The organism is Erythrobacter sp. W302b, from assembly GCF_046452395.1.
Classification (GTDB): Bacteria; Pseudomonadota; Alphaproteobacteria; order Sphingomonadales; family Sphingomonadaceae; genus Erythrobacter.
The window spans coordinates 1,377,476-1,395,988 of sequence record NZ_JBKFDH010000001.1 but is presented as its reverse complement, the minus strand read 5'-3'; the positions used below and the strand labels follow the sequence as shown (position 1 = coordinate 1,395,988).

Here is an 18,513-nt window from a genome sequence, read left to right as displayed (position 1 = left end):
CATGCTTGCGCGCAGCCCATGGCGCGGTGCGCGGTGGCTCGTGATCGCGCCGCATCCCGATGACGAGACGCTCGGGGCGGGCGCGTTGATCCATCACGCGGCGTCGCGCGATCGGCTGGGCGGGGTGGTCTTTCTCACCGACGGCGGCGGATCGCATCCCCAAGGCACACCACACCTGCGCGCTGTCCGCAGGCGCGAAGCACGGCGCGCGGTGGGTTTGCTTGCCGAACGCCTGGTCCCGATTGACTGGTTGGGATGGGCCGACGGCAAGCCGAGCCATGAAGCGAGCAGGGCGTTTGGCCGGTCGGCGCGGCGACTGGGAACCATGATCCGTACCCGCCGGATTGATGCGCTCGCGGTGTCAGACCCGGGGGATAGGCACTGCGATCATGTTGCGGCTTTCCAGCTCGCGCTCGCTGCCTGCGACCGATCGCGGCGCGCTTTGCAGATTTTCACCTATTCGGTCTGGCATGAACCGGCCTCCCGCGGGACGCGGTTCGCAACGCCTTCGATGCCGAATGGCTTGCGCCGCCGCGCGCTCGGCGCGCATCGTAGTCAACTCACACCGAGCATGGGCGAGGGGTTCCGCCTGCCGAAGCCGATGCGGCGGATGCCCCCCGCTGACCAGCTCATCGCAGTGCATTGGCCAAGATGAGCGGCGCACGCACCCTCGGGGCCGACTATTTCGAAGGCATCTTCACGGCCGATGCAGATCCGTGGGATCTCGCCACCAGCGAATATGAGCGGCGCAAGTTCGACCGGACCATCGAAGCACTGGCTGACCGCCGCTATGCATCAGGGCTTGAAATTGGCTGCGCGCATGGTGTGCTGACTTCACGGCTCCATCCTCTGTGCGATCAGTTGCTGGCGATCGACATCAGCCAGACGGCGCTCGCCCGCGCTCAGCAACGGGTGGGGCCTAAGTCAGGAATCGAATGGGCACGGATGGGCTTCCCCGCCGAATCCCCAGCAGGGTTGTTCGACCTGTGCGTGGTGTCCGAGGTCGCCTATTACTGGGGCGCCGCTGACCTTTCCCGGGCGGCGCATTGGCTGGCGGACCACCTTGTTCCGGGTGGGCGCGTGGTGCTGGTGCACTACACCGGCGAAACCGATTACCCCTGCACGGCTGACGAAGCGGTAAGGGCGCTCGAGCAGGGTACATCCGGGCAATTCCTGCCCTGCCTTGCCGAGCGGCATGAACGCTACCGCCTCGATCTATGGGAGCGGCGATGAGCCTCTCCGTCCTCACCCTTGTCCGCAACCGGACGGACCATCTGGTCAACCTGCTGGAGGGTGTGGCGCGCAGCGCTGTACAGCCAGACGAGGTCATCGTGGTCGACATGAGCGACACACCGTTGCGCCTTGCGGGGCAGCATCCGCTGGTGCGGTTCGAGCATCTGGAGACCGATGGCCTCCCGCTGGCGCAAGCGCGCAACCATGCTGCCGCCTGCGCCAAGGGCGAACGGCTGGTGTTCCTCGATGTCGATTGCATCCCGATGCGCGATTGTCTGGGTATGCTTTCGGACGCGATCGGCGCGCACGACCGGCTTGTCTGCGCAGAGGTGCGGTATCTCGGGTCGGGCGATGCGTCAGGTGCGTGGGACGAGGCGACATTGCTCGCCAAGGGTGCCGTCCACCCCGTCCGCCCCTTTCCCGCAGAAGGGCTGGAGCAGGTCGACAATCCCGGACTGTTCTGGTCGCTCGCCTTTGCCATCCGCCGCAGCGCATTTCAGCGGATCGGCGGGTTTGACGAGCGTTTCACAGGCTACGGTGCCGAAGACACCGATTTCGGTTTTTCCGCGCGCGATGCCGGACTGCCACTCTGTTTCCTCGGCGGCGCGCTGGCCTGCCACCAATATCACCCGACGTTCGATCCGCCGTTGCAACATCTCGACGATATCGTCGCCAATGCGCGGCGGTTCCACGACAAGCGCGGGTTCTGGCCGATGGCAGGCTGGCTGGAACAGTTCGCCGCGCTGGGGATAGTGGCATGGCAAGACGACACGCTCAACATCCTGCGCCAGCCCACACAACGCGAACGTGACCAAGCGCTGAGCCTTTGGCCCGCAGGCGGGACTGCGCTCTGAAAGGGGTGAGAGATCACTCGGATCAGGACCGCGCAACCAAGTCCGGTCGCACGCAACCACAACGCCAACCGACCCGTTTCCTCAGCAAGAGGAAAAAGGCGGATTGGCGCGGGGCTAAGCGCCGTGATTGGCGAAATTGGTCGGGGAGAGAGGATTCGAACCTCCGGCCCCTGCCTCCCGAAGACAGTGCTCTACCAGGCTGAGCTACTCCCCGACCGTGTCGGTCCCGCTTGGGCAAAAGCACCACGCGGGTCGAGGCAAGGCGCGCCCTATAGGTGTGGAAGACGAGGGTGGCAAGCGGGCAATTGCGGCTTATGATGCCACGCATGGCCAGCGCTGCGATTCCTCTCAATGATACCGCCTTGCCGCATCCCGAGCAGCAATATCTCGATCTGATGCGTGCGATCTGGGAAACCGGGAGCGAGCGGGTCGACCGCACGGGGATCGGCACGCGGTCGGTGTGCGGAGCCATGCTGCGATTCGATCTGGCGGGTGGCGCGATGCCCCTCCTCACGACCAAGCGGGTCTATTGGAAAACCGCGACGCGCGAGTTGCTGTGGTTCCTGACCGGGTCAACCAACATTCGTCCGCTGGTACTGCAAGGGGTGAAGATCTGGAATGAATGGCCCCATGCGCGCTATGTGCGCGAGACGGGCGATCCGATCGCCCTCGATGATTTCGTCCAGCGAATCGCCGAAGACGAAGTCTTCGCGGCCAATTGGGGCGATCTTGGGCCGGTTTACGGCAAGCAGTGGGTCGATTGGCCAACCTATCGCTACCGCGCCGACGGGCTTTACGAGAAAGGCGAGGGTATCAACCAGATCGCCGCGGTGATCGAATCCTTGCGCACCAGCCCGGGCAGCCGCCGCCATATCATCGAAGGCTGGAACGTCGCCGAGCTTGACCGCATGGCGCTTCCCCCGTGTCACAAGACCTATCAGTTCCATGTCGCTGGGGAAGGCGATGAGGCGCGGCTCAACTGCCTGCTCTATCAGCGCAGCTGTGATGTCGCACTGGGCCTGCCGTTCAACCTGTGGTCGGCCGCGCTCCTCACGCGAATGATCGCGCAGCAGGTGGGGATGCAGCCGGGCGAGCTGGTGTGGATGGGCGGGGACGTCCACCTTTACCTCAACCACGCGCATCTGATCGAGGAACAGCTCGCGCGTCAGCCGCAGGGCCACCCGACGCTTGAGATCACGCGGACACCCCAAACAATATTCGAATATACCATCGATGATTTCGTGGTGCATGATTACGCGCCGCTACCCCCGATCAGCGCGCCTGTTGCGGTTTAGCGGCACCACCCGCGCCGTGCTTGACCGCTTGACGACGTTGAAATAAAAATACGTATTCAAGCAATGATCGCACCGGTTCTGCCCGGTGTCACGCGAGGGGAAAGCGCAAGGATGGCCGAACCAGCGAAACCGGCGGACACCAATCGGCCAGCGCTCGCGTTGCACGTGCCTGAGCCGAAATATCGGCCGGGTGATCGGGCCGATTTCTCGCATCTCGACGTCGGCCAACCCGGTGATCAACCGCGCCCCGACGAAGGCGTCCATCCCTCGCAGATGTCCGGCCTCGCCTATGGCCTGATCCGGGTGCTGGGCGACGACGATCAGGCTCATGGCCCCTGGAACCCCCGCCTCGCGCCCGAAACGCTGCGCGCCATGCTCGGCCATATGGCGATGGTGCGCGCTTTTGACGAGCGGATGTTCCGCGGTCAGCGGCAGGGCAAGACCAGCTTCTACATGAAGTGCACCGGCGAGGAGGCGACCTCGATCGCGCCCGCTATGGCGCTCGCCAGCGACGACATGATCTTCCCCAGCTATCGCCAGCAGGGCATCCTGCTGGTGCGCGGCTATCCGCTGATCGACATGATCAACCAGATCTATTCGAACCGCGCCGACAAGCTGAAGGGCCGCCAGCTGCCAATCATGTATTCGAGCCGGGAGCACTCTTTCTTCAGCATCTCCGGCAACCTTGCCACCCAATGCCCGCAAGCGGTGGGCTGGGCGATGGCGAGCGCGGCGCGGGGCGACAGCCGGATCGCTGCGAGCTGGGTGGGCGAGGGTTCGACGGCGGAGGGCGACTTCCATTCCGCCTGCACCTTTGCCGCGGTCTACAACGCGCCGGTGATCCTCAATGTGGTCAACAACCAGTGGGCGATCTCCAGCTTCTCGGGCTTTGCCGGAGCAGAGCGCACCACCTTTGCCGCGCGCGGGCCGGGCTATGGCATCGCCGCCCTGCGTGTCGACGGCAATGATGCGCTCGCCTGCTATGCCGCTGCCGAATGGGCCGCCAACCGTGCGCGCGGCAATCATGGGCCGACGCTGATCGAATACTTCACCTACCGCGCCGAAGGCCACTCCACCTCGGACGATCCGAGCGGCTATCGCTCTGCACAGGAACGCGAGGAATGGCCCTTGGGTGATCCCGTCACGCGCCTCAAGAAGCACTTGATCGCGATCGGCGAATGGGATGAGGAACGCCACGCGGCGATGGACCTCGAATGTGCGGAAACGGTCAAGGCCACCACCAAGGAGGCCGAGAAGAACGGCATCCTCGGCCATGGCCTCCACCACCCGTTCCATACGATGTTCGAAGATGTTTACGAGGATCTGCCTTGGCACCTCAAGGAACAGGCCGATCAGGCGATCCGCGAACGCATCACCAAGTTCGGCACCGAAAGGCCCTTCGGATGAGCGAGAACCCTGCCAGCGTGGGCGAAGCGGTCATCGCGGAACGCCGCCTCAACATGATCGAGGCGATCAATGAAGCGCTCGACATCATGCTCGACCGCGATCCCGATGTGATCATCATGGGTGAGGATGTCGGCTATTTCGGCGGGGTGTTCCGCGCCACGGCCGGGCTTCAGGCCAAGTATGGCAAGACCCGCGTGTTCGATACCCCGATTTCGGAATGCGGGATCATCGGCGCGGCAGTGGGGATGGGGGCATATGGCCTGCGCCCCGTGCCGGAAATCCAGTTCGCCGACTACATCTACCCCGGCCTCGACCAGCTGATCTCGGAAGCTGCGCGCCTGCGCTACCGTTCGGCGGGTGACTATATCGCGCCGCTGACCGTGCGCTCGCCCTTCGGCGGGGGGATCTTCGGCGGCCAGACCCACAGCCAGTCGCCCGAGGCCCTGTTCACCCATGTCGCGGGCCTCAAGACCGTCATCCCGGCGACGCCCCACGATGCCAAGGGCCTGCTGATTGCCGCCATCGAAGACAATGATCCGGTGATCTTCTTCGAGCCCAAGCGCATCTACAACGGCCCGTTCACCGGCTTCTACGACAAGCCGGTGGAGCCATGGAAGAAGCACCCCGACAGCGTGGTGCCCGAAGGCTATTACAAGGTGCCGCTGGGCAAGGCGCGGCATGTGCGTGAAGGTGAGGCGCTGACCGTGCTCGCCTATGGCACGATGGTCCATGTCGCGCAGGCGGTGTGCGAGGCCAAGGGCGTCGATGCCGACATCCTCGATCTGCGCACGCTGGTGCCACTCGACATCACGGCGATTGAGGCTTCGGTCGAGAAAACAGGCCGCTGCATGATCGTCCACGAAGCGACCCGCACCTCCGGCTTCGGCGCGGAATTGTCAGCGCTCGTCACCGAGCGTTGCTTCTACCACCTCGAAGCGCCGGTCGAACGCGTCACCGGCTTCGATACGCCCTATCCCCACAGCCTCGAATGGGCCTATTTCCCCGGCCCGGTCCGCATCGGCGAGGCTATCGACAAGCTTCTCAAGGACTGACCGGCGCCATGGCGAGATTCATTTTCAAGATGCCCGATGTGGGCGAAGGCGTGGCTGAGGCGGAAGTCGTCGAGTGGCACGTGAAGGTCGGTGACCGGGTTGAGGAAGATCAGCACCTCGTCGACGTGATGACCGACAAGGCGACGATCGATATCGAAAGCCCGGTTGCGGGCACGGTTGTGGATGTCGCGGGCGAGGTTGGCGACGTGATCGCCATCGGCTCGATGCTGTTGGTGATCGAGGTCGAGGGCGAGGTTTCGGAAGCCGAAGCCGAAGCGGCGGCCGAGCAGATCGAGGACGAGGTGTCGGATGAGGGGCAGGCCGAAGGCTCGGAACCCGTTCGTGCTGAGCCTGTCGCAGCACCGCACTTTTCGTCGGATGCGGCGCAGGAAGAAAAAGACAGCCCTTCGACAAGCTCAGGGCGAACGGAAGCAAAAGTCCTCGCATCCCCCGCTGTGCGCCAGCGTGCGCGCGATCTGGGGATCGATCTGGCGCAGGTGAAGCCCGCCGCCGACGGGCGCGTGCGCCATGCCGATCTCGACGCCTTCCTCGCTTATAACGGCGGCTTCAGCGCGGCAGGCAAGGCCCGCGCGGACGAGACCATCAAGGTCATCGGGCTGCGCAAGCGCATCGCCCAGAACATGGCTGCGGCCAAGCGCCACATTCCGCACTTCACCTATGTCGAAGAATGCGACGTCACCGATCTGGAAGAGCTGCGCGCGCAGTTGAACGCCGCACGCGGTGACAAGCCCAAGCTCACGATGCTGCCGCTGCTGATCACCGCGATCTGCAAGGTGATCCCGAAATTCCCGATGATCAACGCGCGTTACGATGACGAGGCGAATGTCGTCACCCGTTACGGCGCGGTGCATCTCGGCATGGCGGCGCAGACCGACAGTGGGCTGATGGTACCGGTGATTCGCGATGCGCAGGCCAAGAACCTGTGGCAGCTCGCCCGCGAGATCGGCCGACTGGCCGAGGCGGCACGCAGCGGCAAGGCGACCTCGGAGGAGCTTTCGGGCTCGACCCTGACAGTCACGTCCTTGGGCCCGCTCGGCGGTGTGGCGACCACGCCTGTCATCAACCGTCCCGAAGTCGCGATCATCGGCCCGAATCGCATCGTCGAACGTCCCATGTTCATCAGCGACGGCATGGGCGGGGAACGAATCGCCAAGCGCAAGCTGATGAACATCTCGATTTCCTGCGATCACCGCGTGGTTGATGGCCACGATGCGGCGAGCTTTGTGCAGGGCATGAAGAAGCTGATCGAGACGCCGGCACTGTTGCTGGTCGACTGATGAAAATAAAGCGTCAGGGCAGGGCAAGAGGGCGTTGACAGCCCGAACGCCCGCGCCTAATGGCGCTGCTCCACGGGCGGGACGGCACAGCCGGAACGTTCGGAAGAACAAGATGCGCGGGTGTAGCTCAGTTGGTTAGAGCGTCGGCCTGTCACGCCGAAGGTCGCGGGTTCGAGCCCCGTCACTCGCGCCACTTGTTCCTCAAGGACGCCGAAACGGCATTGATAAAGGCGGGCGTCAGTCCGCCTTTTCTTTTGTCTGCGATGCGGCAGGCGGGCTCCAGCGGCCCGTCTCCATCCAGATCAGAAACCGCTTGAGCGGCAGCAGCCAGATCAGGCCGAGCACCACATAGACCACCGTCTGCGCCCCCCCCGACCAGCGCCCGATGACCCCGGGCGCATAGCGGGCGATCACCACGCCATAGATGATCAGCGCGATGAACAGGCTGACAATGCCAAACGGAATTCGCCAGGTCGGGGTCTCGCGCATCAGGTCAGTCCATAAATCCGAGTGGGGGTGACGATGGCATCCAGCGCCACGTCATGGGGTTCGATCGGCAGGGTGTCGCAGGCTTGCGCGTCCCATGCCAGCCCAACGGCAAGCTGCGGGCGATGTTCCGCCAACCAGCGATCGTAATGCCCGCCCCCTTGCCCCAGCCGGGCGAGGGCGGGGGTGAAGCCCACCAGCGGCACGAACAGCACGTCGGGCACCAGCGCTTCGGCCTCGGGGCCGGGCTGCATCATGCCGTAGGGGCCGCGGGCGAGGTCGCTTTCGGCATAGGGGTCGGAGAAGCGGGCGAATCCCATGGGGCTGCCGGGCGCAGCAAAGCGGGGGAGGGCGAGCGTGTGCCCGGCATCGTGAAAGAACCGCGCATAGCCGCCCGCGGGTGCCTCGTAAGGCCCCGAGTGATAGAGCCCTATCACCGCCTCATCCCCGATCCGCGCCAGCAGCGGCGCAGGCGGGCGGTGGAACAGCAAGGCGCGGATATTGTCCGGCAGCGCTTCGACATGGGTGCGGCGCGCAGCGCGCAGCGTACGACGGAGTTCTGCTTTCAAAGGATGGGTCATTGCACCGTTAGCGGTAGGCCACGGTCCGCAGGGCCGCAAGGGCGACCGCTCGCCCGGAGGGGTGGCCCCGCAGGGGCCGGGCCCCCGGAGGAAAGCCAAGCGCGCGGATGCGAGCGCCGGCGCTTGAGGCCAAACAAAAACGTGGCGGAACCACCATGGGTCGTTTGCGCTAGAAATCCTCTGACGCGTGGTACGTCAGGTGGGCGCCGTATACCCAAGCCTTCCGGACGAACCAGCAGACAAGGGCAGGGACAACTCCCATTTGGATTACTTATAGCCTCAGGGATATTCAATCGGCTCGTGCCGGGCAGTCCCGCCGCCGACCTATCTAGGCGCTTGGTGCCGCCGCTTCAAGCGCCGCAGCGCTGGCTTCGATGCGGGCAGCCAGCGCTTCAAGCTGATCGGCGACCGCTTTGCTCGCATTGTCTGCCGTCGCATCGGCGACGAACAGGTCTGACTGAGGTGCCGGCGCGGCTACGGCCTTGCGCGCGGCATCAAGCTCACGTTCGAGCTGGGCGATGGTCTTGCGGAGTGCGTCGGTCTCTGCGGTGTCGGGCTGAGGGGCGACCGGTGGTTCGGCGTGACCGCCACGTTTGCGGGTTTCAGCCAATTCGTCAGCCAGAAACAGCGCGGCAAACAGCAGGTTCTGCGCTTCGAGCGGCGCGCGTGAATTGCCGAGAAGCGCATATTTCTCGGCAATCATGGCACCGAGCGCCTCGACATGGGCTTCCTCGCCATCGGCGCAGGCGACGGTGTAGGTTTTCGGGCCGATGTTCAGCGTGACGGTGCTCATCAGGCGTCAATCTTCCAGCTTGGCGAGAATGTCATCAAGTTCGCGAAGGCTTTCGGCGACTTGCTCGCGCAACCTCTCGTGAACATTGACCAGTTCGATCACCCGGGCAGAGCTGCCCGCGGCCTTGCTTTCGGCGTTGGTGCTGGCGTCACGCGCGATATCGCTCGACGCCGCGTCGATCCGGGCGATTGCGGTCTCGATACGGGCAAGCGCGGTGGCGATGCGGTCGGCGGTCATGGGCGCTAGCGATACCAACAGAAAGCATGGGGTGCAAAGGCTTGGGCGGGGCTGTTGATAAGTGATGCGCCCTCGCAGAGAAGGCTGATCCGTCACGGGCGCACGCACGCAAGGTTGACCTGCCTGTTGGCCTCGGCAATGGCACGCCCATCTGAGCCGAGCCGAGTCGGGCGCGATGGCGCGCGGGGCCGGTGGCTGAAGCAGGAGAATTTCGTGCCGATGAGCCTCGAGCCCGCCCGCCTCCAGCCGATGGCGAATGCCATCCGCGCGCTTTCGATGGATGCGGTCGAAGCGGCCAATTCCGGGCACCCCGGGATGCCGATGGGCATGGCCGATGTGGCGACCGTGCTGTTCACCGGCCACCTCAAGTTCGATCCGACCGCGCCCGATTGGGCCGACCGCGACCGCTTCGTCCTGAGCGCGGGCCACGGCTCGATGCTGATCTACAGCCTGCTCTATCTCACCGGCTATGCCGCGCCGACGATCGACGACATCCGCAATTTCCGGAAGCTCGGTAGCCCCTGCGCAGGCCACCCGGAGAATTTTCTGCTCGACGGCGTGGAATGCACCACCGGCCCGCTGGGACAGGGCCTCGCGATGGCCGTCGGCATGGCGATGGCCGAGCGGCACTTGAACGCCATTTACGGCGACGATCTGGTCGACCACCGCACTTGGGTGATCGCGGGTGATGGGTGCCTGATGGAGGGCATTAACCACGAAGCGATTGGGCTTGCCGGGCACCTCAAGCTTGGCCGCCTGAACGTGTTGTGGGACGACAACCGCATCACCATTGACGGGGCGACCGACCTGTCCTCGTCCGAAGACATCAAGGCGCGCTACATCGCGACCGGATGGCACGTGACCGAGTGTGACGGCCACGATTTCGCCGATATCGAGCGCGCCTTGCAAGAGGCCAAGGCCGATCCGCGGCCCTCGCTGATCGCCTGCCGCACGCTGATCGGCAAGGGGGCGCCCAACAAGCAGGGCACCAGCGGCGTCCACGGCGCGGCGCTCGGCGGGGCTGAGGTGGCCGCGACACGTGAGGCGTTGGGTTGGAGCGCCGAGCCGTTCGTGATCCCCTCCGAAATCCTTGCCGACTGGCGCTTGGCGGGGGAGCCGGGCCGGGCAGCGCATGGCGCCTGGGCCGGACGGCTTGAGGCTTCGGAAAAGAAGGGTGACTTTACCAGCCAGATGGCGCCGATCGGCGATCTCGTCGGACCGGCGATCGCGGGTTACATTGATGATCTTGCCCGCAATCCCAAGACAGTCGCGACGCGCAAGGCATCCGAAATGGCGCTCGGCCCGCTGACAGCGGCGATCCCGCAGCTGGTCGGCGGCTCGGCGGACCTGACCGGATCGAACAACACCAAGACCCCCTCGACCTTGCCGATGACGGCAGACGATTACGCAGGGCGCTACGTCTATTACGGCATCCGCGAATTCGGCATGGCGGCGGCGATGAACGGCATGGCTTTGCATGGCGGCATCGTGCCCTATGGCGGCACCTTCCTGATCTTCTCCGATTATTGCCGCAATGCGATCCGCCTCTCGGCGCTCCAGCAGATCGGAGTGGTCTATGTGCTGACGCACGATTCCATCGGTTTGGGCGAGGACGGGCCGACCCACCAGCCGGTCGAACAGGTGATGAGCCTGCGGCTGATCCCCAACCTCAATGTCTATCGCCCCGCCGATGTGATCGAGACGGCCGAGTGCTGGGCGCTGGCGCTGTCTACGCCGGAGACGCCATCGGTGCTGGCGCTGACCCGGCAGAACCTGCCGCAGCTGCGCGGGAGCGGGGACGAGAACTGGTCCCAGGCGAACAATCGCAGTGCCAAGGGCGGCTATCGCCTTCGTGACGCTTCGGCGGCCCGCAAGGTCGTGTTCGTCGCGACGGGCTCCGAAGTGGCGCTGGCGATGACCTGCGCTGATGCACTTGAAGCGCAGGGGATCGGTGCCGATGTCGTTTCCATGCCCTGTGCCGAGCTGTTCGACGCTCAACCCGAAGCCTACAAGGCCGATCTGCTGCCGTCCGATGCGCTGATTGTCTCGATCGAGGCCGGATCGACGCTGGGCTGGGAACGCTACACCGGGCGCGGCGGCATCAATATCGGGCTTGATACCTTCGGTGCTTCAGCGCCGGCAGAAGATCTGTTTGCCCACTTCGGCTTCACGGCGGAGGCGATTGTCCCGCAAATCCTGAACAAACTGAACGCTTAAGCAGGAGAACCTCTCATGGCCACCAAAGTTGCCATCAACGGCTTCGGCCGCATCGGCCGGCTCGTCGCCCGCGCTATTCTCGAGCGCACCGATCACGATCTCGAACTGGTCGCGATCAACGATCTGGCGGATGCCAAATCCAACGCGCTGCTGTTCGCGTTCGATTCCGTCCACGGGCGCTTTGGCGGCGAGGTGACCGCCGATGGCGATGCGATCATCGTCAATGGCAAGCGGATTGCCGTGACCAAGGAGCGCGATCCCGCCAACCTCCCGCACGCCGCCATGGGTGTGGATATCGTGCTCGAATGCACCGGCTTCTTCCAGTCCGACGAAGCGAGCCGCCCGCATCTGGCCGCCGGGGCGAAGCGCGTGCTGATTTCGGCCCCCGCCACGGGCGTGTCGAAAACCATCGTGTACGGCGTGAACCACGAAACGCTCACCGCCGAGGACGTGATCATCTCGAACGCGAGCTGTACCACCAACTGCCTCGCCCCGGTGGCCAAGGTGCTGAACGACGTGATCGGGATCGAGCGCGGGTTCATGACCACGATCCACTCCTACACCAACGACCAGCGCATGCTCGACCAGATCCACTCCGATCTGCGCCGCGCCCGTGCAGGGGCGCAGAACATGATCCCCACCACCACCGGTGCCGCGCGCGCGGTGGGCCTGGTGCTGCCCGAGCTGAAGGGCAAGCTCGACGGCTCGTCCGTCCGCGTGCCGACGCCGAACGTCTCGATGGTCGATCTCGTCTTCGTGCCGAGCCGCGACACCACTGCGGAAGAGATCAACGCTGCACTGAAGGCCGCGGCCGAAGGTCCGATGAAGGGCGTGCTCGACTACACCGACCAGCCGCTCGTCAGCTCGGACTTCAACCACTATCCCGCATCCTCGACCGTCGACAGCCTCGAAACCAGCGTGATGGAAGGCAAGCTTGCCCGCGTGGTCAGCTGGTACGACAACGAATGGGGCTTCTCCAACCGGATGATCGACACCGCCGGGGTGATGGCGAAGTTCCTCTAGGATACATGCCCAGCACCCGTTCGTGCTGAGCTTGTCGAAGCACCGCATGTTCTTTCAGCCCTGCGCCACGAAGGAAGGACGGCCCTTCGACAGGCTCAGGGCGAACGGAGTTGGTTGTGCCCAAGTTCAAGACCCTCGATGATCTCCCTGCCGACCTGAGCGGCGAAGTCGCGCTGGTGCGCGTCGATTTGAACCTTCCCATGAAGGATGGCTCGGCCACCGATGTCACCCGGGTCGAGGCGGCACGTCCCACGATCCTCGAACTCGCGGGGCGGGGGGCCAAGGTGCTGCTGCTGGCGCATTTCGGGCGTCCCGGCGGGCAGCGGTCGTCGATGCTGTCGACCAGCATGGTGATCGGCGATGTTGAGCGGGTGCTGGGCAAGGAAGTCATGTTCATCCCAGAGATCGCCGGGCCGGTGGTCGATCAGGCGGTCAGCACCATCCTGCGCAGCGGCGATATCGGCTTGCTCGACAACACCCGCTTCTGGCCGGGCGAAGAGGGCAATGATCCCACCTTCGCGCAGGCCATCGCCGCGCACGGCACGCTCTACGTCAATGACGCCTTCAGTGCCGCGCACCGCGCCCATGCGACGACCGAGGGGCTGACGCATTTCCTGCCGTCCTATGCCGGTCGTTCAATGGAGGCCGAGTTGAAGGCGCTCGACGCCGCGCTTGGTACACCTGAAACGCCCGTCGCAGCGGTGGTCGGCGGGGCAAAGGTTTCGTCCAAGCTCGCGGTGCTCGAACATCTGGTCGGCAAGGTGCAGCACCTCATCATCGGCGGCGGCATGGCCAACACCTTCCTTGCTGCCCGCGGGGTCGACGTCGGCAAGTCGCTGTGTGAGCATGATCTGGCCGCAACCGTGGCCCGGATCATGGACGAGGCGGATAATGCTGGCTGCACTATCCATCTGCCCTATGATGTGGTGGTGGCGAAGGAATTTGCGGCCAACCCGCCGAGCCTGCGCACTTGCAATGTCCACGAAGTCGCCGCCGACGAGATGATCCTCGATGTGGGCCCGCAGGCGGTGGAAGCGCTGGCCGATGTGCTCAAGACCTGCCGCACATTGGTGTGGAACGGCCCGCTCGGGGCCTTCGAGACCGAACCGTTCGATGCTGCGACCGTCGCTCTGGCGCGCACGGCGGCGGCGTTGACGCTGGAAGGCTCGCTGATCAGCGTGGCGGGCGGGGGTGACACGGTCGCGGCGCTCGCGCAGGCCGGCGTGTCGGACAATTTCTCTTATATTTCAACCGCTGGCGGTGCGTTCCTCGAATGGATGGAAGGTCGGGTGCTGCCCGGCGTGGCGGCGCTTGAAGTCTGATCATGGCTGACGTTACTGCCGAAATCGAAGCGCTGGCGCTCGGCGCAATGCGCGCCTGGGTGGCAGGCGATGTCAAGGCGATGAAGAAGATCACCGCCCGCGATTTCATGCTGCTGGTTGGCAGTATGCCGCCGCAACTGCTTGATCGTCCGAGTTTTCTCGCAGCAATGGAGCGCGGTTTTGCCTGCACGCGCTTCGCCTTTCGCGAAGTGATCGTGCGCCCCTATGGCAAAAGCGCGTGGTTCGTTGCCGGAGCGGAGCTTGAACTTGCCTTCGGACCAAAGGTCTGGAGCGGCGGGTTCCTTGTCACCGATCTCTGGCGCAAGGGCACGATCGGAGGCTGGAAGCTGGCGGAACGCAACCTCGCACGGCTCGATCAGGACGATAGCGTCGCGGCGGCCGTCAGCCGTCTGCAATTGTGGAAGTAGTGATGAGCGAAGCGGTAGAAACCAGTTACGGCCAGTTGAGCGTCATGGAGAGCGGCGAGTTTGCCGGGTGGCGCTATTGGCAGGGCGATCCGTTCGAGACGCGCTCGGGCCCGTTCTATTACCGGCGGGAGGAAGACGGCTCCTATGTCAGCGCCTTCCGCGCGGAACCGCGCCACATGAACGGCGGCGGCTTCATGCATGGCGGCTGCTTGCTGACCTTCGCCGATTTTGCCCTCTTCGCCATCGCGACCGACGAATTGAACGGCGATCACGCGGTCACTCTGAACCTTGCGGGTGATTTCCTCGGCTCGGTTGCGGATGGCGCGCTGATCGAGGCGCGGGGCGAGGTCACACGCGGGGGCGGCAAGACGATCTTCGTGCGCGGGATCATCACCGGCGACGGCAAGCCCGCACTGAGCTTTACCGGCATCATCCGCCGCCTCACCCGGCGCTGATCGCAACGCCGCCGCCTTCGCGGTTGCAGCATCCTTGGCGGCTCGCTAATGGCGCCACAGCGGGTTTGTGCATACCTATGCATAGACCGAAGCATAGACGCAATCAGGCCGCATCGCGGACCACCTTCGCACCGGAGAAAGCCAGCCATGAACACCCTCGAAATGACGACGCGAATCGCCACCGGACAGGGATTCATTGCCGCGCTGGACCAGTCGGGAGGCTCGACCCCCAAGGCGCTGCGCGGTTACGGGGTGGAAGACTCCGAGTGGTCGGGCGACGAGGAAATGTTCGCGCAGATCCACGCCATGCGCGCCCGCGTCATCACCTCGCCCTGTTTCGGGAGCGGCAAGGTGATCGGCGCGATCCTGTTCGAGCGCACGATGGACGGCGTGGTGGACGGTGTTTCGACCGGCGATGCGCTGAAGGCCCGCGGGATCGTGCCTTTCATCAAGGTCGACGAAGGCCTCGCCGATGAAGCGGATGGCGTGCAATTGATGAAGCCGATGGGGAAACTGGCGGCGCTGCTCGAAAAGTCGGTCGCGGCGGGGATGTTCGGCACCAAGATGCGCTCCGTGATCAAATCAGCCAATCCCGCCGGGATCGCCGCTGTGGTTGCGCAGCAATTCGAAGTCGGCGCACAGATCATCGCGGCGGGTCTGATGCCGATCATCGAGCCGGAATATGACATCACGGCGGATGACCGTGCGGCGGGGGAAGCGATCCTGCTCGAAGAAATCCGCAAGCACCTCGACACCTTGCCCGAAGGCCAGCAGGTGATGCTGAAGCTCTCGATCCCCGCGACCGCCGGGCTCTACACCCCGCTGACGCAGCACCCCAAGGTGCTGCGCGTGGTGGCGCTCTCGGGCGGGTTTTCGACCGACGATGCCTGTTCGCGCCTCGCCCAGAACCCCGGCATGATCGCCAGCTTCAGCCGCGGGCTGTTGCAGGATCTGCGAAAGGGCCAGTCGGATGCCGAGTTCAACACTGTGCTCGGCAAGGCGATTGACAAGATCGCCAGCGCGAGCGCCTGAGGCTCAACGCGCCTCGAAGGTGAAGCGGTAGTCTTCCTTGGCGGTCTCACGTCCGGCTCCGGCTTCGGGCGCGGGTTCCCCTGAGGTCAGCGCGATCACTTTGCCATGCGTGCCGAACGGCTCGCCGAGTGTCAGATCAGCCGTGTCGCGCCAACCTGCGCCGTCGATCCGGGTGCGGACCACCAGCCGCCCGGCCCAGATGCAGCGGGCATTGATCGGGCAGCGGCTGTCTTCGACGACCTCCTGCGGGGTCACGGTCAGATCGCCGACCGCCACGGTCTGGAGTAGCGCCGCGGGGCTTCCTTGGGGCAGCGGAATATTCTCCACCCCGGCGCGGTCCGGGATAACGGCGCAAGCACCGAGCATCGCGGCGAGGGTGAGGGGCAGGGCGGCACGGAGCAGAGGGTTCATGCCGCCCTTAAGCGCGCCAATGGCTGAGTGGCGGCTGAACAGGTGACAGCGACCGCGTGAGCGATTAGCGCTTCCAGCTATGATCGAAACACAGCTTTATCTCATCTCCCCGCTCGACGTCAGCGGCACCTTTCCCCAGCGGCTCGAACGTGCGCTGGAAGCGGGCAAGGGGCTCGTCACCGCGTTCCAGTTTAGGGTGAAGGGGGTCGACAGCCACGCGGCCGCCGCACTGGCAGCGCCGCTTCAAGCCATCTGCGCTGCGCATGACGTGGCCTTCATCGTCAATGATTCGGTTGCGCTGGCCAAGCGGTTGAAGGCCGACGGTGTGCACTTGGGGCAGGACGACGGCTCGCCCCGCGATGCGCGCCAGGAATTGGGGCGCGAAGCGCAGATCGGCGTCACCTGCCACGCCAGCCGCCACATGGCGATGGAAGCGGGGGAGGCGGGGGCCGATTACGTCGCGTTCGGCGCGTTCTACCCCTCGACCACCAAAGACAAGGGCCCCGATGCCGAAGTGCCTGACGTCGAAATACTGCAATGGTGGACCCAGATCTTCGAAATCCCTTGCGTCGCCATCGGCGGGATTACCCCGGACAATTGCAAACCTCTGATTGACGCGGGAGCCGATTTCCTTGCGGTATCGGGCGCCGTCTGGAACGGAGATGAGGTCGCGGCGATCAAGGCATTCGCCAAGGCGATGCGCGGCTGAAGCGCAGGGGCGCTGTTGGGAACGTCGTTGCACAGCTGAGCTTTCCGGTCGATATTATGCCGGAATGACGACACTAACCCACATTCTATCAAATCCTGATTGGTTGCCGCATCAGATTGATCCGTCTGGCAAAGAGATGCTGTTTGTCCGGTTGGCCCGCGACGAATTCAACGCACATGCGTTCCTCGCCAATCAAACGGGTACGGACCAGCAGTGGGTGTCGATCAACGATCTTCATGGCGCGCGTCTGCAAACAGGGCCCGCTAGCTTTATTTTTCATTCGGGCTTTTGCCGCTCCACGCTGCTGCTCAGGGCGCTTGGTGTCGAGGGCAAGGTGCGCGGCCTTAACGAGCCGGAAATTCTGAACAGTCTTTCCCGCCTTGCCGATCCCAGTGATGACCTGATCGCCTTGGTCATAGACCTCTTGTCGCGGCCACATTCGGCCGGAGCGGCGGTGGTGATCAAGCCGAGCAATTTCCAGAATCGTCTGATTCCCAAGATCATGGCGACGCGCAAAGGAATGCGGGCGATCCTGCTGACAAACGCGCTGGATGAGTTTCTGTGGGCGATTGTGCGCAAGGGTCTCTTGGGTCGGCAATGGGGCAGACAAACCTATCTCGTGGCGGCGTCATACGCGGGCCAAGTAGATGGTTTTGCGGCGCATATTCCTGGCATGACCGATCTGCAAGTTGCTGCGCTGGGGTGGCTCTTGATGCAAAACTGGTTCGAAACGTCCCAAGGCGACATCGGCGCATCGCGCGCTGCCGTGCTGCACAGTTCACACTTCGACGAGAACCGCGCTGCCACTATCAGATCGTCAGCCGCGCATCTCGAGCTTGGGCTGCACGATTGCGATATCAGAGCGATTCTGGACGGCCCGGTGTTTGCTACCGACGCCAAGACAGGGTCGGATTACGCCACCAAAGAAGCACGCGATATTGAGCGGTCGCGCAGTGCGGTCACTGCAGACGAAATCCGCGAAGTGTGTGCTTGGATTGGCGAACTCGCCCGTGTCTCGGGCCTGGCGGTCCCACTGAAGCAAACGCTTTGCTAGAGACTTCGGGCTGCATGACACCCGACACAGGGGCCGTGGTCTGGGACTAGTTGCCGTTCCCAATCCGCGTGCAGATCAGCTTGCTGAGGCTCCCGTCCGGGTTGAGCTTCTGCAAGGTGTTCTCGCCCAGCACCCGGAAGCGCTGGTCCTTCTTGGGGCCACGGGTGAAGACGAGCTCGGTGCCGCGCAGCAGATAGATGCCGTTGCCTTCGGTGTTTTCATAGCTGGAGGCGGTGCCGATCCGAAACGCCTCTTCGGGGACTTCGAGAAAGGCCTCACCCCCGGCATCGCCCGGCAGCGCGCATTGCCAGTTGCCGTGCTGAAGAATGCCGAGCATTCCGCTGGCGGGCGCAGTTGCCCGACCTTGCGGGCGGGAGGCATTGCGGTCTTGCCCTTGGGCGCCGCCCGGCAGGAAAGCAGCGGCAGCCGCGGCGCTGATGATCAGCAGGAACACATAACGGGTCTTCATGGGAGCGCCCTCTAACATCGGCTGCGGCCGCACGCCATGCGGTTAATCATAATGTGGTCGAGTCACTCTCCATCCGCAAAGGTGGACGGGGAGGGGCATTGGGCCTCCGCCTGCCACCATCTCCCCCCGCTTGCCCGCACGGGTCTGCTCGGCTATG

Annotated in this window: 21 protein-coding genes, 2 tRNA genes and 1 other RNA gene; 16 read left to right on the top strand and 8 right to left on the bottom strand. The window is 64.3% G+C overall.

Annotated elements, in window-relative coordinates:
* The first annotated feature begins 1 nt into the window (after position 1).
* The 3 genes from ACLBKT_RS06785 to ACLBKT_RS06775 are packed head-to-tail and all read left to right on the top strand — an operon-like array spanning position 2 to position 2,087.
* Entirely contained in the window at positions 2 to 655 is a 654-nt protein-coding gene (locus ACLBKT_RS06785; RefSeq protein WP_410182177.1) for a PIG-L deacetylase family protein, read from the top strand.
* Entirely contained in the window at positions 652 to 1,233 is a 582-nt protein-coding gene (locus ACLBKT_RS06780; RefSeq protein ID WP_410182176.1) for an SAM-dependent methyltransferase, read from the top strand. Before ACLBKT_RS06785 ends, ACLBKT_RS06780 begins: the two co-directional genes overlap by 4 nt.
* Positions 1,230 to 2,087, top strand: a complete 858-nt coding sequence (locus ACLBKT_RS06775) for a glycosyltransferase family 2 protein (protein ID WP_410182175.1) — start codon at positions 1,230 to 1,232, stop codon at positions 2,085 to 2,087. Before ACLBKT_RS06780 ends, ACLBKT_RS06775 begins: the two co-directional genes overlap by 4 nt.
* A 137-nt stretch (positions 2,088 to 2,224) precedes the next feature.
* On the opposite strand, the gene ACLBKT_RS06770 is transcribed toward ACLBKT_RS06775, so the two are convergent.
* Positions 2,225 to 2,301 (bottom strand) — tRNA-Pro (locus tag ACLBKT_RS06770).
* A 112-nt stretch (positions 2,302 to 2,413) separates the two neighbouring features.
* Here ACLBKT_RS06770 and thyA point away from each other — a divergent pair.
* The 5 genes from thyA (at position 2,414) to ACLBKT_RS06745 (ending at position 7,332) form a co-directional block, all read left to right on the top strand.
* Entirely contained in the window at positions 2,414 to 3,382 is a 969-nt protein-coding gene (thyA, locus tag ACLBKT_RS06765) for a thymidylate synthase (protein ID WP_410182174.1), read from the top strand.
* A gap of 111 nt (positions 3,383 to 3,493) precedes the next feature.
* On the top strand, positions 3,494 to 4,789 hold the full coding sequence (locus ACLBKT_RS06760) for a thiamine pyrophosphate-dependent enzyme (protein ID WP_410182173.1): 1,296 nt from the start codon (positions 3,494 to 3,496) through the stop codon (positions 4,787 to 4,789).
* Entirely contained in the window at positions 4,786 to 5,841 is a 1,056-nt protein-coding gene (locus tag ACLBKT_RS06755; protein WP_410182172.1) for an alpha-ketoacid dehydrogenase subunit beta, read from the top strand. Before ACLBKT_RS06760 ends, ACLBKT_RS06755 begins: the two co-directional genes overlap by 4 nt.
* A gap of 8 nt (positions 5,842 to 5,849) precedes the next feature.
* On the top strand, positions 5,850 to 7,139 hold the full coding sequence (locus tag ACLBKT_RS06750) for a dihydrolipoamide acetyltransferase family protein (protein ID WP_410182171.1): 1,290 nt from the start codon (positions 5,850 to 5,852) through the stop codon (positions 7,137 to 7,139).
* A 116-nt stretch (positions 7,140 to 7,255) separates the two neighbouring features.
* Positions 7,256 to 7,332 (top strand) — tRNA-Asp (locus ACLBKT_RS06745).
* A gap of 44 nt (positions 7,333 to 7,376) precedes the next feature.
* On the opposite strand, the gene ACLBKT_RS06740 is transcribed toward ACLBKT_RS06745, so the two are convergent.
* The 5 genes from ACLBKT_RS06740 to ACLBKT_RS06720 form a co-directional block, all read right to left on the bottom strand.
* Entirely contained in the window at positions 7,377 to 7,628 is a 252-nt protein-coding gene (locus tag ACLBKT_RS06740; protein WP_410182170.1) for a DUF2842 domain-containing protein, read from the bottom strand.
* Positions 7,628 to 8,206, bottom strand: coding sequence for a 5-formyltetrahydrofolate cyclo-ligase (locus ACLBKT_RS06735; protein ID WP_410182169.1), 579 nt, complete (start codon positions 8,204 to 8,206; stop codon positions 7,628 to 7,630). The genes ACLBKT_RS06740 and ACLBKT_RS06735 overlap by 1 nt, the downstream gene beginning before the upstream one ends.
* A gap of 143 nt (positions 8,207 to 8,349) precedes the next feature.
* A non-coding RNA gene (gene ssrS, locus ACLBKT_RS06730) (6S RNA) lies at positions 8,350 to 8,523 on the bottom strand.
* 11 nt (positions 8,524 to 8,534) lie between these two features.
* Entirely contained in the window at positions 8,535 to 8,999 is a 465-nt protein-coding gene (locus tag ACLBKT_RS06725; RefSeq protein WP_410182168.1) for a cell division protein ZapA, read from the bottom strand.
* A gap of 6 nt (positions 9,000 to 9,005) precedes the next feature.
* The gene (locus ACLBKT_RS06720; protein WP_410182167.1) at positions 9,006 to 9,236 is read right to left on the bottom strand and encodes a hypothetical protein; all 231 of its coding nucleotides are present in this window, start codon (positions 9,234 to 9,236) and stop codon (positions 9,006 to 9,008) included.
* Positions 9,237 to 9,455: 219 nt separating this feature from the next.
* Between ACLBKT_RS06720 and tkt the strand changes: the two genes are divergently transcribed.
* The 6 genes from tkt to ACLBKT_RS06690 all read left to right on the top strand — a co-directional run bounded on the left by tkt (position 9,456) and on the right by ACLBKT_RS06690 (position 15,713).
* On the top strand, positions 9,456 to 11,453 hold the full coding sequence (gene tkt, locus ACLBKT_RS06715; protein ID WP_410183662.1) for a transketolase: 1,998 nt from the start codon (positions 9,456 to 9,458) through the stop codon (positions 11,451 to 11,453).
* Positions 11,454 to 11,468: 15 nt separating this feature from the next.
* The gene (gene gap / locus ACLBKT_RS06710; RefSeq protein WP_410182166.1) at positions 11,469 to 12,476 is read left to right on the top strand and encodes a type I glyceraldehyde-3-phosphate dehydrogenase; all 1,008 of its coding nucleotides are present in this window, start codon (positions 11,469 to 11,471) and stop codon (positions 12,474 to 12,476) included.
* Positions 12,477 to 12,592: 116 nt separating this feature from the next.
* Positions 12,593 to 13,798, top strand: a complete 1,206-nt coding sequence (locus ACLBKT_RS06705; RefSeq protein WP_410182165.1) for a phosphoglycerate kinase — start codon at positions 12,593 to 12,595, stop codon at positions 13,796 to 13,798.
* A 2-nt stretch (positions 13,799 to 13,800) separates the two neighbouring features.
* Positions 13,801 to 14,226 carry a YybH family protein gene (locus tag ACLBKT_RS06700; RefSeq protein ID WP_410182164.1) on the top strand — a complete coding sequence of 142 codons (426 nt, stop codon included), beginning with the start codon at positions 13,801 to 13,803 and terminating at the stop codon, positions 14,224 to 14,226.
* A 2-nt stretch (positions 14,227 to 14,228) separates the two neighbouring features.
* Positions 14,229 to 14,681 (top strand): PaaI family thioesterase, encoded by a 453-nt coding sequence (locus ACLBKT_RS06695; RefSeq protein ID WP_410182163.1) that lies wholly within the window; start codon positions 14,229 to 14,231, stop codon positions 14,679 to 14,681.
* Between the two features lie 147 nt (positions 14,682 to 14,828).
* Entirely contained in the window at positions 14,829 to 15,713 is an 885-nt protein-coding gene (locus ACLBKT_RS06690; RefSeq protein WP_410182162.1) for a fructose bisphosphate aldolase, read from the top strand.
* A gap of 3 nt (positions 15,714 to 15,716) precedes the next feature.
* On the opposite strand, the gene ACLBKT_RS06685 is transcribed toward ACLBKT_RS06690, so the two are convergent.
* Complete coding sequence (locus tag ACLBKT_RS06685; RefSeq protein WP_410182161.1) at positions 15,717 to 16,124, bottom strand: hypothetical protein; 408 nt, start codon at positions 16,122 to 16,124, stop codon at positions 15,717 to 15,719.
* A gap of 79 nt (positions 16,125 to 16,203) precedes the next feature.
* On the opposite strand from ACLBKT_RS06685, the gene thiE reads away from it, so the two are divergent.
* Together thiE and ACLBKT_RS06675 are read left to right on the top strand one after the other, a co-directional pair.
* Positions 16,204 to 16,833, top strand: a complete 630-nt coding sequence (thiE, locus tag ACLBKT_RS06680) for a thiamine phosphate synthase (RefSeq protein ID WP_410182160.1) — start codon at positions 16,204 to 16,206, stop codon at positions 16,831 to 16,833.
* A gap of 64 nt (positions 16,834 to 16,897) precedes the next feature.
* Positions 16,898 to 17,887 carry a hypothetical protein gene (locus ACLBKT_RS06675; protein WP_410182159.1) on the top strand — a complete coding sequence of 330 codons (990 nt, stop codon included), beginning with the start codon at positions 16,898 to 16,900 and terminating at the stop codon, positions 17,885 to 17,887.
* Between the two features lie 46 nt (positions 17,888 to 17,933).
* Here ACLBKT_RS06675 and ACLBKT_RS06670 read toward each other — a convergent pair whose 3' ends face one another.
* Complete coding sequence (locus tag ACLBKT_RS06670; protein ID WP_410182158.1) at positions 17,934 to 18,356, bottom strand: elongation factor P; 423 nt, start codon at positions 18,354 to 18,356, stop codon at positions 17,934 to 17,936.
* Between the last annotated feature and the right edge of the window lie 157 nt (positions 18,357 to 18,513).

Bases quoted from the DNA above. Each gene is read 5' to 3' on its own strand.
- ACLBKT_RS06785 (WP_410182177.1), top strand. From the start codon at position 2: ATGCTTGCGCGCAGCCCATGGCGCGGTGCGCGGTGGCTCGTGATCGCG.
- ACLBKT_RS06780 (WP_410182176.1), top strand. From the start codon at position 652: ATGAGCGGCGCACGCACCCTCGGGGCCGACTATTTCGAAGGCATCTTC.
- ACLBKT_RS06775 (WP_410182175.1), top strand. From the start codon at position 1,230: ATGAGCCTCTCCGTCCTCACCCTTGTCCGCAACCGGACGGACCATCTG.
- thyA (WP_410182174.1), top strand. From the start codon at position 2,414: ATGGCCAGCGCTGCGATTCCTCTCAATGATACCGCCTTGCCGCATCCC.
- ACLBKT_RS06760 (WP_410182173.1), top strand. From the start codon at position 3,494: ATGGCCGAACCAGCGAAACCGGCGGACACCAATCGGCCAGCGCTCGCG.
- ACLBKT_RS06755 (WP_410182172.1), top strand. From the start codon at position 4,786: ATGAGCGAGAACCCTGCCAGCGTGGGCGAAGCGGTCATCGCGGAACGC.
- ACLBKT_RS06750 (WP_410182171.1), top strand. From the start codon at position 5,850: ATGGCGAGATTCATTTTCAAGATGCCCGATGTGGGCGAAGGCGTGGCT.
- ACLBKT_RS06740 (WP_410182170.1), bottom strand. From the start codon at position 7,628: ATGCGCGAGACCCCGACCTGGCGAATTCCGTTTGGCATTGTCAGCCTG.
- ACLBKT_RS06735 (WP_410182169.1), bottom strand. From the start codon at position 8,206: ATGACCCATCCTTTGAAAGCAGAACTCCGTCGTACGCTGCGCGCTGCG.
- ACLBKT_RS06725 (WP_410182168.1), bottom strand. From the start codon at position 8,999: ATGAGCACCGTCACGCTGAACATCGGCCCGAAAACCTACACCGTCGCC.
- ACLBKT_RS06720 (WP_410182167.1), bottom strand. From the start codon at position 9,236: ATGACCGCCGACCGCATCGCCACCGCGCTTGCCCGTATCGAGACCGCA.
- tkt (WP_410183662.1), top strand. From the start codon at position 9,456: ATGAGCCTCGAGCCCGCCCGCCTCCAGCCGATGGCGAATGCCATCCGC.
- gap (WP_410182166.1), top strand. From the start codon at position 11,469: ATGGCCACCAAAGTTGCCATCAACGGCTTCGGCCGCATCGGCCGGCTC.
- ACLBKT_RS06700 (WP_410182164.1), top strand. From the start codon at position 13,801: ATGGCTGACGTTACTGCCGAAATCGAAGCGCTGGCGCTCGGCGCAATG.
- ACLBKT_RS06695 (WP_410182163.1), top strand. From the start codon at position 14,229: ATGAGCGAAGCGGTAGAAACCAGTTACGGCCAGTTGAGCGTCATGGAG.
- ACLBKT_RS06690 (WP_410182162.1), top strand. From the start codon at position 14,829: ATGAACACCCTCGAAATGACGACGCGAATCGCCACCGGACAGGGATTC.
- ACLBKT_RS06685 (WP_410182161.1), bottom strand. From the start codon at position 16,124: ATGAACCCTCTGCTCCGTGCCGCCCTGCCCCTCACCCTCGCCGCGATG.
- thiE (WP_410182160.1), top strand. From the start codon at position 16,204: ATGATCGAAACACAGCTTTATCTCATCTCCCCGCTCGACGTCAGCGGC.
- ACLBKT_RS06675 (WP_410182159.1), top strand. From the start codon at position 16,898: ATGACGACACTAACCCACATTCTATCAAATCCTGATTGGTTGCCGCAT.
- ACLBKT_RS06670 (WP_410182158.1), bottom strand. From the start codon at position 18,356: ATGAAGACCCGTTATGTGTTCCTGCTGATCATCAGCGCCGCGGCTGCC.